Below are 13,260 nucleotides of genomic sequence, written 5' to 3'. Positions count from 1 at the left end.
GAATATATTTCTTCCTACTGCCTAGGAAATCCTTTTGATAAAACGCAAAAGGAAAGGCATTATAATTGTATGGAACTTGAAAAGGGGATCTCTTATGCTAACACATTCTATGAAAAACAAAAAGCTTCGCTATGTATTCAGTATTATTGCAGTCATTGTTTCTGCGCTTTTACAAACGTATGTAATTCAAGCTTTTATCAATCCTAGCAATTTACTAAGTAGCGGGTTTACTGGTGTAGCCATCTTAATCGATAAGATTAGTTCTTTATATGGTATACACATTTCTACTTCAATAGCCATTTTAGCACTCAACATTCCTGTTGCCTTGGTATGTTATAAAAGTATCAGTAAAAAGTTTACCATACTTTCTAGTATACAGTTTGCCCTCACCTCCATATTCTTGAACATTTGTAATTTTTCTCCTTTGTTTGATGATGTTGTATTGAATGTAATCTTTGGAGGATTCCTATATGGCTTATGTGTGGTAGTAGCACTTAAGGGAAGTGCCTCTACTGGTGGTACTGATTTTATCGCGTTGTATGTATCCAATAAAATCAATCGTTCTATATGGGAACAGATTTTTATATTTAATGCTCTTATCCTATGTATCTTTGGGTATATGTTTGGCTGGATCTATGCAGGATACTCCATTGTATTTCAATTCATTATGACAAAAACCATATCTACCTTTCATCATCGTTATGAACGAGTTACCTTACAGATTACTACAACCAATCCAGAAATGATGGTGGATCGTTATGTTGAACATTATCGTCATGGGATTTCCTGTATCCAAGGATATGGTGGATTCAGTAAAAAGAAGATGTATTTATTGCATACAGTCGTATCTTCTTATGAGGTTGCGGATATTGCCAATTTGTTAAGAGAAACAGATCCAAATGTCATCATCAATGTATTACGTACAGAAGAATTCTATGGTGGGTTCTATATGGCACCTATAGACTAAAAAAGGGATTGTATTCTTCACGAGCTTTACGTATTGGGTGTGACAGGTATTTATTCCAATTGACTCCTTCCATCACTTTAAGGAAACTGAACACTGGATCTGAAGAATTTAACTTTTTTCCTAAATCTAGTGGTAAAATCATCTGTTGTGTAGTATAATCCATATTGTTGAGATACGGATAATTTGACTCTAACACATTGTTGTTTTCCATAGTTAAATTATACCAAAAAACACGTTCCACTCTTATGAGTTTGACGTGTTTTTTATGTTATGGCTGTTTCTTATTCGTTACAGCCTCTTTTTTAACTGGAATTTATGACAAATGTCGTTTTAGCTTTCTATTTTTTTCTTTTATAAGCAGTTTTATATACTTCCTTTTCTTCTCTCATACCAATGACTATAACTTCACTTCGGTTCTCTACTTCCACTAATTCATATACAATTCGTATTCCAAAACCTCTCGCTTTCAATTTAAAAAGACCTGACAAGTTACCAGAAGTAGTATCATTTCCAAGTGGAGCGCCATAACCACCTCTACTTTTTGGCAATGGATTCTCTCGCAACTTCTCTAGCATTTTTACAACTACTTTTTTTTGAGACCCATCTAATTTTTGAAAATCTATTTGTGCATCTTTTAATAGGCTATATTCCCACATGAATTATTCCAAATCAATAGCAGGCAAGTCACTGAGAAAATCTTCAGTGATTCCGTTATTTTTAAAGAAATCTTCACGAGTGATGGTATCCTTATTTTTAGAGAGTCTATTCAGACTTAATTGTATAAGTTGTAGGTCTTCCTCTTTTTCAAGCAATTCTTGATATCTATCAGTAGAAACAAGTGCAGCTACGGGTTTATTGTTCTTCATTACAATTTTTGACTCATCCTCATTTAGTGAATCGAAAATTTTTTTTGCACCAGCCCGTGTTAAATCACTAATTGATACCGTTGAGTTTAGAATGATTTTAAAACTATTGGCATTCATGCTATCACTCTCCTTCTATTGATAGTATATGCTTTATTTTAAATAACAACAAGATAAATCGGCAAATTTGCATACAAATAAATAGATTTATCTTCATTGAATCTATATATCATATTCTCTTGATAAAGATATATCTCTCACAAAAATACAATTTTAGCTATAAAAAAAGCCAAATGTTGGCTTTTTATTTTGCTTTCATCCCTTGATGTTTCATCGTTAAAATATTGGTTGGGTAGGAATAGATTTGTTTTTGATCTCTAGCATATTGCTTAATTGCCATATCTAATAAACGCGTAATTAGTTCTGGAAAAGGAATACCACTTTTTTGCCAGAGATAAAAAGAAAGAGATCCAGGTATGGTATTAATCTCATTGATATATAAGTCTTTGCTTTCATCATTCATTAGGAAATCTATTCTACTAACGCCACTACCACACAACGTTTTAAAGGTTTCTTTTGCGAGTTCTTGAATTTCTAATGTTAAATCTTCTTCTAAATCAGCAGGGATTTTACGTGGTGCATTTTGCATACCCTTGCTCGCATCCACTCCAATATATTTGTCCTTATATGATAAAATATCATCTTGTTTTTTTACTTCTTCTAACACACTGGCAATACACTCCACTTCATCTCCTAGGATAGAACAGTTAATCTCTCGAAGGTTCTCCACAACTTTTTCAATAATGACTCTTCGATCGTATTGATATGCTTCAATCATTGCCTTATGAAGTTCTACTTCATTATGTGTAATACTAATACCAATACTGCTTCCTAGATTAGCCGGCTTCACTACAAGAGGGTACCCCAATCTTTCCGCTTTACGAAAAAAGGAATCATCCAATGGTTTGGACAATGTCCAATAATACCATGGAACAATTGGAAGAGCACTATCTTCTAACACCTGTTTCATTATAATTTTATCCTGTCCAATGGCACCACCCAATACACGTGGGCCAACATATGGAATTTTTAAGGTTGATAGAAATCCCTGAAAACTTCCATCTTCTCCATGCGTACCATGTAGGATTGGAAATACGATATCGAATTCTTTTTCCTTAGCAAATAGAGAATGCTTAACAGGGATGATATAAAAATGTTGATTGCGATGAATCAACGTAACCTCACTACAATAACCTGGGATTTTTTCCATCTCTTCGAACGTCTCTAAAGAACATAGTGTAATATCATGATACATTTTACCGTCTTTAGAAAGGTATAAAGGAATGACTTCATACAAATAAGGATTCATTTCCTCCATCACTTGATGTGCAGAGAGGATACTAATTTCATGTTCTACGGATTCACCACCAAATACAACAACAACTCTAAGTTTCATAGCATTCTTCCTTTCATACAGTCTAGTGTATGCGTTCGCCTAAAAATGGTTAATGGTTGAATGCATCTGGAAGATCATTTTCCAATAAAACCGTTGTATCTGGCGTAGCTATTGAATTCAAACATGAAAATGCTTCTTGTATCGTAGATACGATATGCAATTTGGATAATGGAAACTTCTTTTCTCGTAAGCCTACTACGATATCTTTTGTCTGTTGTTTCCCAACAAGAATTACTTCATCTACACATTGCGCCATATAACAACCAAATTCATAATGAGCCTGTTTACTATCTTTTCCAAGATCTAAAAAACCAGGGGTTATAATAACTCGTTTACCAACCAGTTGTTTCATTACTTCTAATGCGTAATGAGCTCCTTCTGGATTTGAATTGTACGCATTGTCTATAATTGTATAAGCTTCATTTTCGATAATTTGTAAGCGATGTTCTACATAGGATAAACTAGAAACCAGTTGTTTGAGAACATCCCAAGATACATTTAACGTATGTGCTACCGCTATCGCTCCTGTAATATTTACTACGTTATGACGTCCTAAAAGCTTACAAGAAAATGTATGTCGTTCTTTTTGATAGACCACATCAAAACTACTTCCAGCTTTAGAATAGGTAATATTCGCTGCTCGATACTTACACTCAGGACGAGTTCCATACGTCACAATGGTACACGTATTTTGAATTTTGTACTCACGAATATATGGGTTATCATAATTGATAAATCCAATTCCATCCTTTGGTAGCTTTTCAATCATTTGCATCTTTTCATGAAGAATGTTCTCCATGGAATGAAAGGTAGAAAGATGTTGTGGTCCAACTGCACTTACGAAACCATACTGTGGTTGAACAAACTCCATCAAACGCTCGATTTCATGTACATGATCCGCACCCATTTCACAAATAAAAATCTCATGTAAATTTTGTAAATGTTGACGTATGGAAAGCGTAATCCCCATCAAATTATTATAGGAGTGTGGGGTTTGTAGTGTGTAATACGTATCTGACAACAAGGTGTGTAAAATATTTTTAATAGATGTTTTTCCATAACTCCCAGTGATTCCAACACAACGAAGATGCTTATGGCTTCGTAATATTTTTTGAGCATCTTTAACAAAATACATACGTATTCTCTCTTCTATTGGTTGCGTCAAATACGCAATGATCATCAGAAAAAACCATGGAGAAAAGTATAGAAAAGGAACACAAGCAATCCAAATATCATTCGATAATATCTGTAATAAGAATACAAAACATACTATATAAAACAAATAAAACGCAAATAATAACCGTTGTACTCGATGTGTAAATACAAGGGGTTTTCGATACTCTTTCATATCTTCCATTTTAAAGAAAACATATGAATATATAAGCAATAATAAAATTAGTAGTTGTAAGGGTAATTCTTCATGGGATACAAAAAATAATCCATATACACCCAACAAACATAAAAAGGTTCTTTGGATGGACACCCTTTTATACTTTATTTCATGTAGTAGCCATGTTTCATAACGCTTAATTTGGTAACGATTTTGTTGGTACATATGAATGCTGCGTTTCATTGGGGTATATAGAAAAAAAGATAATACGAATAGGAATAATACATTTTGAATCTTATCCATATAAGAATGCCTCTACAATACCAACGAAACGTAAGCTTTGATGAAAATAGGCAAAATGGTCTTCTCTTGGAAGCGTGATTAAGGTCGCATTGGGTATTTCTTGTTCCATTTTCTTTCCCATCCAAAGAGGTGTTTGCATATCTCTTTCTCCCCATACAAGCAATGTCTCACATGGAATGTGATCTAGACAATACGTAAGATCGTCTTCTACACTTGCTACCAATACTCCTTTCATAATCGGACTTGCATTTTGATAATCTACACTTCCCATATTGGTAGATACATGCAATCTTTTAAAGCATTTATACGTATATACTCTTAAGTAATACATCAATCCTCGTTTATTCTTAATACCCGCAGCCCCTGTTAAAATAAGTTTATCCACTGGATAACAAATCGCATAACGAATCGCAATACGTGCACCAAAGGAGTGTGCTATAAGGATTGGTTTTTCAATTCCTAACATCGTTAATAATTCATACAACGCATCAGCATATTTTCGAACATCCCAAACTTCTTTTGGTTCTTCGCTTTCACCAAATCCTGGAAGATCCATATTAATAACTTTATAATTTGTTCGAAAGTGATCCGCAATGAATTTCATCATATATTGATTTTGACCCCAGCCATGAAGTAGAACGATACAATCCCCTTCTCCCTCTACACTCACATTCCATTGAATTCCTTGAATAGTATACATAGTGAACCTCCTCCTTCAAGTATATGAAATGTATTTGTAGCTTTGACCTACTTTCAAAAAAAGAGTACATGTTCTAAGACACATACTCTGTTCTACATTATTTTTTCTTATATGGAGCGCTATCGCGATAGATTCTAAAGATAACTCCATCGGCAGTATTCTCTCCATATACTTCGTAATGATTCGCACCACAAACTTTTGCGACAATGGATAGACCTAAACCAAAACGTCCTCCTTGTCCCATCTCATATGGTTTGAATAATACCTTGATACGTTCTTCATCCATGCTTGGTCCATCATTGGCAATCGTTAAGCCATCTTCTTCACTTAAACGAATGTCAATGGTAGTTCTTGCATAGCGTAGTGCATTTTCTATGATGTTCTCTACGACAACACGCCATGGTTCCGCAAGCCCATCAAAGAAGACTTCTTCTAAATCTGTTTTTATTTGAATCTCAGGTTTGATTACTTTGATATTTTGAATAACGAGCTCAATAATATCCTTCATATCTGAAGCGATACCTTCACAATCCTGAGAAATCAGGTATTCTACACGATTCATAAACAATAGAGAATGAACTTTTTCTTCTAAACGTTCTGCATTTTCAATAATGACATCTACACTCTTCTCTAGGGTTTCATAAGGATAAATACCATCCTTGATACTTTCTCCATACGATTTAATGGTCGCAATTGGTGTTTTCAAATCATGAGATATATTATGAATCATTTCTTCCTTGGTCTTTTCTTGTTTACGTAATTCATCACGCATACTCACTAACGCATCCGCAAGTTCTCCAATTTCATCCTTACGATTTACGCGTAATTCCGCATCTTTTCCAAGTTTCACACGTTCAATATAGTTTCGAATTTGATTGAGCGGATGAATTAAGGTAATTACCCACATCATCAACACGATGAAGAAAAATCCAACTACGATGACCGTAATATATACAACACTATTAAAAATCATACTTTCTAGCTTATTCATGTTGTCACTATAAGTACGTGTAATCAATAGGTAGTTATCACTTAATTTAGAAATACTATAAAAAGAATCAATGTGCTCACCCGCAACATTCAACACCTTACCATGTGTTCTATTACTATCACTTTTGCTTAATAGCACTGCAGAGTTCGCTATGGCTGTCCATTCTTTACTATTAGTTACAACATCCATCTCATTTGCTGCACTTGGGTCAATAACAATCTTTGTTTGATCATTTACCTGAACCACACGTGCAGTTAAAGAGTCAAACCCAGATACACTTACATACCAACTCGCTTCACTTTCTGTAGCTTCTTGGCTACTTGCGATCAATGAGTTTTGCGTACTATCCAATTGGTTATAGATTTGATCTTGTATTGCCGTATTTACGTTTCCATTTACATATACAAAAAAGAATACAGTAAAGAATGTTACAAAGAAGAAAATCAACGCAAACAATTGTTGCGTTAGTGATAATTGTTTGATGAATTCATTAAAGCGCTTCATGTTAACCTAAACGATATCCATATCCATAAATGGTATGAATATTTAGATTTGGAAGTTTCTTACGAAGACGACGCAACGTATCATCCACAACACGATCACTACCAAAATAATTTTCTTCCCAAACACTTGTCAAGATTTTATCACGGTTAAAAGCCATCCCTTTATTTTTTATAAACATCATTAAAAGATCGAACTCTTTTGTGGTTAAATCAATTTCCTGTCCATGATCGAACACTTTACGTTGTTCTTCATCCAATTCATATCCATCAATTAAGATACGATTATTCGCATCTTTATACACACGTTTCATAACGTTGTTTACACGTAACACAAGTTCTTTGGGAGAGAATGGTTTGGTAATGTAATCATCACTTCCCTTTTCTAAGCCAATGATACGGTCAAACTCTTTATCACGTGCAGACATAAAGATTACAGGAATCTCTTTTCCTTGTAGACGAATTTCTTCAATCAAATCAAATCCGCTCTTATCATCCAACATGATATCAAGAATCCATAAATGCACATCATCATCCATTACATGCGCACTTGCCTCTTCATATGTATAATACGAACGTACTTCGTACCCCTCTTTTTTTAAATATTGATTCACTAAGTCATTGATTGCTTTTTCATCTTCTACAACACAAATCACTTTTTTCATATAAATCACCTCATACCTCTATTTTAGACTAAATTATGTGAAAAAAAAAGGACTTTCTTAAAGTCCTCTCTCTTTTATGAAATTTACTACGTGATTTACATACTTCTCACATAATTCATCACTCTTTGCTTCTACCATAACACGTACAAGTGGTTCTGTTCCACTAGGACGTACTAAAATTCTACCTTCATCACCTAATTCAGCCGCAACTTCATCCACAACCTTTAATAGGTCTTTGTCTTCTAAAGCCGCGTGTTTATCTTTTACAGGTGTATTAATTAATAATTGAGGATAAATAAATAAATCTTCTCCTAATTCTTTTAGTGATTTATTTCTATCTACCATGATTTCTAACAGCTTCAATGCGGTTAATAAACCATCTCCTGTATTCGCATGTTCATTGAAGATGATATGTCCTGATTGTTCTCCACCGATAGAGTAACCATGTTCACTCATACATTCATAAACATATTTATCTCCTACTGCAGTTTGTTCGTATTTAATATCGCTATCTTTTAAGGCATGATATAATCCAAGGTTACTCATAACAGTTGTTACCACAACATCATCTTTTAGTAATCCTTTTTCTTTCATATAACGTCCACAAATAAACATTGTGTAGTCACCATCAATCAAGTTACCTTCTTCATCTACCGCAATCAAACGATCCGCATCGCCATCAAAGGCAAACCCTGCATGATAGTTACCTTCACGCATCATCTCCTGAAGCAATTCAGGATGCGTAGAGCCACATTTGTTATTGATGTTGATTCCATTAGGAGAAGAGTGAATAACCTCTACAGTAGCCCCTAAAGACGTCATTGTTTCAGCTGCACAACTTGTTGCACTACCATTAGACAAATCCAATAATACATTGATTCCATTCAAATCGATTGGTACGATAGATTTTAACCAAGATTCATAAAGTTCCAATCCCTCAGACCATTCAAGTACACTACCAATCTTTTCTTCATGAGCCAGTTCAATTTCCTCTAAACCATCGATATAACGTTCTACTAAGTTCTCAGTTTCAGGATCCATTTTACAACCTGCACCATTAAATAACTTAATTCCATTGTCATAGAATGGATTGTGGCTAGCACTTACCATAATACCACAATCAAAGTGCTCTTTTTGAATTAAATAAGATACAGAAGGTGTCGGACACACCCCTAACAAATACACACTCGCACCAGTAGAAGTAGCCCCAGCAGCTAATCCCATTTCAAACATATCACTAGATAAACGAGTATCTTTTCCAATTAAAATTTTCGCATGGCGTTTCTTTCCATAATACCATCCTAAATATTGACCTATTGATACCGCCATATCCAATGTCAATGTTCCATTTGCACGACCTCTTGCGCCATCTGTTCCAAAATATTTTCCCATAAATTACATCCTTCCTTTTACTGTTTCTTTACAGCCTTTACTTTTACAGTTGTAGTCTTTAATTCATAACTTGCTAATTTGTTGCTACCTTCTACTAACATTTCTACTTCATACGTTCCTGCTTTATTGATTTTACTCAAATCTGCGGAAATCTTAATATCTTTGCTTTCTACAGAATCAATTACCGTCTTAGCTCCTTTTACCGTAACTTCACTTGTTGTAGTTCCTTCAATTGTGAAATCAAAACCGTCCAAACTATTGACTAAGTCAATGCCTACATCACTTATTGTTCGACTCTCTGACTTTGCCAGTTTGATGGAGAAATTTACAATTCCTTTTGTTACTTTCGTTACACCATTAGGTAATATGATTGGCATAGATATTTCTTTATCACCCGTCAGCGTGGAGGCTGGTATCGTGATTGGTAACTCGCTGATATTATCTAATACCGCTTGACTACCGTATATTGTAACCTCAGGATAATCTACCGTATAGGATTCAATTGCTTTTCCATTTGGTATTGTTCCTGTCGGAGACAAGACAATGTTCACATCCTTCTCAGGACGAGAGACCTTAACTTTTGCTAATAATGTGTCTGGAATAATATCTACATTCATACGATTCCCATTACTATCATACGCATACACTTTTGCTTTCGTTTCAAAATCAGAAGTAACATTCTTTCCAACTTTTACAAGTGCTTTCACATATGCGATCTTATCCAATGTTTCTGTACTTGCTCTTACTAGTACTTCCCCTTGTTCCAATACAGGTTCCCCTAAATCGTAGGTACTATCCATAACCGAACGATTCAAGAAATCATATCCCACATTGAACTTACGAATGGATTTCTTCTTAATGGTAACCATTTTACTAGAAGGTTCTAGTACAACATCCACATGAGAAGGAGCTCCCTCTGTAGTAAATGTTACCTCATGTACACCTTCTGTCATATTTGTCATATCCGCAATCACTCGAAAATTACTCTGTTGCTTAATGTTTTTGATATCACTCAAATCGCCAATTACACGAACTTTTACTTTCTTAGGTAATCCAATAACTTCATAGTTCTGTGAAGAGATCACTTGTGATACATCATAGGAACCTAAATCCTCTGCACTTTTTGTTGATTCAAAAATATTCGCATTAGCGGAATTCATAGATACGTATACCAAAATCGCTAATATCAACGCAACTACTTTTCCATGTTTTTGGTTGAACAACAATTTGTCTAACCAACCACTAATCCATCGGAAAAATTTACTGATTTGTATTTCTACTCTAGCATATGTCTTCGCAAAAGTTTGCGATTTCTCGGCTATCGCCTTAGCAAGTTCTGTTTTCCCCTCAGAACTAAGCTCTGTCTTTTTCTTTTTCTTCTTCGCCATTAGGAATCACTCCCTTCTTTGGTCTTTTTCACTTCGTCATCATCGGCAGATTCGTAATGTAGAACAATCGTTTCTGGTTCTACAACATCGTCAAATAAATCCGCACCCATAGTGGATATAGAAGAAGGTTTACGTTCTTCTTTTTTTACTTCTTCTTTCCCCGCTTCCTCATTCTTCGTTTTACGAGGACGTTTTTTAGGAACTGGTGTTTCTTCTATTTCAACTTCTACTTGTTTTGCTTTTTGTTTATCGTTTTTTCTACTTTCTTCTTTTTTCTCTGATTCATTTACAATATTATCGAAGAATTGATCAAATCCAGCATCTTGTTTCTGTGCCAAATCTTCAATTTTCATTTCTTTCTTTTCTGCTTTCACAGGTTCTACTTCTTCATTTTTCTTCTTTTTCGCATATCTCTGTTCATTTTCAACAGTATCTTTTACACGACGATTTTTTCCTTTAAAGTAATGTGCAAACACTCCTGGTTTCTTCCCTTGTTCATACAGTGTTTCTTTTAAGATTTCTTTATCGCGTGGTTCCTCTGCTTTTTCTTTAGCAACCACATTTTGATTACATACAATATCCATCAAGAATTCATGAAGACTACTTTCTGATATAACAGAAAGCTTTCCAGCTTCCGCAATTGATATATTCCCTGTTTCTTCACTAACTACAATGGTAATAGAATCCGTAATTTCACTGATACCTACTGCCGCTCTATGACGTGCTCCATAACTCGTTGGCAACTCTCTTGTTGTTGGTGGAAAATAGGCCGCAGCACAAGCAATCTTGACCCCTTGTATAATAACTGCCCCATCATGTAATGGTGTACCATATTGGAAGATTGAACATAACAATTCACTCGATACGACGGAATTCATAGGAGTACCTGTCTTGATAAAGTCAGATAAAGAATGTCCTTGTTCTATTGATATCAATGCACCTGTCTTTGTCTTTGACATTTCTGCACATGATTTTACTAATTCATCTACAAGTTGTTCTCGCTCATTTACCGTCAACGTAGAAATTCTAGAGAACACACTTGTCTTCCCTATCTTCTCTAAGATATTTCGAATCTCTGGTTGGAAGATAATAATGATTGCGATGACTCCCCAATTCATAATTGAATCCGCCAAATTCTTAACGGTATTCAACTCTAACACAGAGGCCGCAAAACGGATAATAATAATCAACAAGACTCCTTTAAAAATCTGTATGGTTCTTGAATTATTCTTAACAATACGTAGGCAATAATAGATAACTGCCCATACAAATGCAATATCCATCAGCAGCAGTATCAAAGTCCTTAGATTGTCTAATGTGAAATAACTGAACATAGGAACACTCCCCTCGTATTTTATATTATAGCATAAACCCTTCCTTACTACCTATCTTTTTCTTATGAAATGACATGAAAAAAGGAGTCAAACAGACCCCGATTTCTAACAAGTTGCTTATCCTTCCATAACGTCCGCAATACAAGCACCCACGCTAGCATAAACTGCTTCTGCCTGTTCTTTGATCACAGTTCTTGCATGTGCAACAGCACACCCATGAAATTCTTGAATCATTGGCACATCGTTAAAAGAATCCCCAATCGCATAAATATCTTCATGACATAAATGGTACTCGTTTTCTATGAAATATAAACCCTCAGCCTTACTAACACCTGCAGGCACAATATCTACACAATTGATATTTACGTAGGCCACTGCATATCCCTTAAAATGTACATTGATATGACGAGCAATTTCATCTGCTAATTCACTATCATTTAAGGAAATTACCAATTGTGCTATCCTTCCATTATCTAACACTTCTTCTTCGCGATAGTTTTGATCTGGCATATTGGCATATTTATGATCCACTTGTTGTTCATCAATAGAAAATTTATAACGATGATATCCATCATTGATAACATAGGATGCACAATCTACTTCTTTTATATAACTGATAATATCCAACGCTTTATGAAAATCCATATACAAACATTGTAATTTTTGAAATTCGCGGTCATAGATAACACCACCATTATTTGCCACGATAAAGTCAAATTCAATTTCGTTGTTCTTTATTTCTTGTTTGATAGACTCCATACTTCTTCCCGTCACAATCCCAAACATATTCCCCGCTTTACGAAATTTACGAATCATTTCGATATCTTTTTTATCCACGTACTCCTGTGTACGTAATGTTCCATCATAATCGCTTGCGACAATCTTCATTCTACGACCTCCTTATATACTCCTCTATTTTAACAACTTACAAAAAAAATACAAGTTGATGCATAAGTTTTTAAAGCTTCTCCATACTACTTTTAGGAGGTGTTAGAAATGGCACAGAAAAAATACCGCCCAGGAATGAACTGCGAAAAATCTGGAAAATACACTTGCTACAATGCACAGGGTAAAGAAATCAACAGTGACGTAGACGTAGAAAAGGGTAGACGTTTTCCTCCTTCTCAGGAAGAAGGATGTTACTACGAGGAACAGTAATAACACTGGATTCCTGTGAGTCTTATACACTTGTATAAGAAAAAAATCTCTTCGCACAATTGTGCATATAAGAGATTTTTTTATGTTTTATCGGGTTTGTCAATATAAATGTGTAATTTTTTTACAAATATTTTAGGAAGTGCTAAATCTTAATGATAAAGCCTTCCTTTTTCATTAAAGCATTATGAAAATATACTAGTAATTCATGTAGGG

Annotated in this window: 13 protein-coding genes and 1 pseudogene; 2 read left to right on the top strand and 12 right to left on the bottom strand. The window is 34.7% G+C overall.

The window, feature by feature from the left end:
* The first annotated feature begins 109 nt into the window (after positions 1-109).
* Entirely contained in the window at positions 110-967 is an 858-nt protein-coding gene (locus tag ACWG0P_RS12240; protein ID WP_455801946.1) for a YitT family protein, read from the top strand.
* Position 968: 1 nt separating this feature from the next.
* Here ACWG0P_RS12240 and ACWG0P_RS12235 read toward each other — a convergent pair.
* The 12 genes and pseudogenes from ACWG0P_RS12235 to ACWG0P_RS12180 all read right to left on the bottom strand — a co-directional run.
* Positions 969-1,178: pseudogene (locus ACWG0P_RS12235) on the bottom strand (IS1182 family transposase); the annotation flags it as partial.
* Between the two features lie 127 nt (positions 1,179-1,305).
* Positions 1,306-1,623, bottom strand: a complete 318-nt coding sequence (locus ACWG0P_RS12230; protein WP_455801945.1) for a type II toxin-antitoxin system RelE family toxin — start codon at positions 1,621-1,623, stop codon at positions 1,306-1,308.
* Between the two features lie 3 nt (positions 1,624-1,626).
* Complete coding sequence (locus ACWG0P_RS12225; protein WP_455801944.1) at positions 1,627-1,950, bottom strand: type II toxin-antitoxin system Phd/YefM family antitoxin; 324 nt, start codon at positions 1,948-1,950, stop codon at positions 1,627-1,629.
* Between the two features lie 184 nt (positions 1,951-2,134).
* Positions 2,135-3,286, bottom strand: a complete 1,152-nt coding sequence (locus tag ACWG0P_RS12220) for a D-alanine--D-alanine ligase family protein (protein WP_455801943.1) — start codon at positions 3,284-3,286, stop codon at positions 2,135-2,137.
* Positions 3,287-3,335: 49 nt separating this feature from the next.
* Positions 3,336-4,919 carry a Mur ligase family protein gene (locus tag ACWG0P_RS12215; RefSeq protein ID WP_455801942.1) on the bottom strand — a complete coding sequence of 528 codons (1,584 nt, stop codon included), beginning with the start codon at positions 4,917-4,919 and terminating at the stop codon, positions 3,336-3,338.
* Positions 4,912-5,619, bottom strand: a complete 708-nt coding sequence (locus ACWG0P_RS12210; RefSeq protein WP_455801941.1) for an alpha/beta fold hydrolase — start codon at positions 5,617-5,619, stop codon at positions 4,912-4,914. The genes ACWG0P_RS12215 and ACWG0P_RS12210 overlap by 8 nt, the downstream gene beginning before the upstream one ends.
* Positions 5,620-5,716: 97 nt before the next feature.
* Positions 5,717-7,114, bottom strand: a complete 1,398-nt coding sequence (locus ACWG0P_RS12205; protein ID WP_455801940.1) for a histidine kinase dimerization/phospho-acceptor domain-containing protein — start codon at positions 7,112-7,114, stop codon at positions 5,717-5,719.
* A 1-nt stretch (position 7,115) separates the two neighbouring features.
* Complete coding sequence (locus ACWG0P_RS12200; RefSeq protein ID WP_455793041.1) at positions 7,116-7,775, bottom strand: response regulator transcription factor; 660 nt, start codon at positions 7,773-7,775, stop codon at positions 7,116-7,118.
* Positions 7,776-7,832: 57 nt separating this feature from the next.
* Positions 7,833-9,167, bottom strand: coding sequence for a phosphoglucosamine mutase (gene glmM, locus ACWG0P_RS12195; protein WP_455801939.1), 1,335 nt, complete (start codon positions 9,165-9,167; stop codon positions 7,833-7,835).
* Between the two features lie 17 nt (positions 9,168-9,184).
* The gene (locus ACWG0P_RS12190) at positions 9,185-10,555 is read right to left on the bottom strand and encodes a CdaR family protein (RefSeq protein WP_455801938.1); all 1,371 of its coding nucleotides are present in this window, start codon (positions 10,553-10,555) and stop codon (positions 9,185-9,187) included.
* Complete coding sequence (gene cdaA / locus ACWG0P_RS12185; protein WP_455801937.1) at positions 10,555-11,889, bottom strand: diadenylate cyclase CdaA; 1,335 nt, start codon at positions 11,887-11,889, stop codon at positions 10,555-10,557. The genes ACWG0P_RS12190 and cdaA overlap by 1 nt, the downstream gene beginning before the upstream one ends.
* Before the next feature lie 117 nt (positions 11,890-12,006).
* Positions 12,007-12,777 (bottom strand): HAD-IIB family hydrolase, encoded by a 771-nt coding sequence (locus ACWG0P_RS12180; protein WP_455801936.1) that lies wholly within the window; start codon positions 12,775-12,777, stop codon positions 12,007-12,009.
* 108 nt (positions 12,778-12,885) lie between these two features.
* On the opposite strand from ACWG0P_RS12180, the gene ACWG0P_RS12175 reads away from it, so the two are divergent.
* A complete protein-coding gene (locus tag ACWG0P_RS12175) occupies positions 12,886-13,047 on the top strand; it encodes a YjzC family protein (protein ID WP_455793036.1) in 162 nt (53 codons plus the stop codon).
* Positions 13,048-13,260 lie beyond the last annotated feature (213 nt).

It is taken from the genome of Amedibacillus sp. YH-ame6 (genome assembly GCF_053848845.1).
This window is presented reverse-complemented; position numbering and strand designations above follow the sequence as displayed.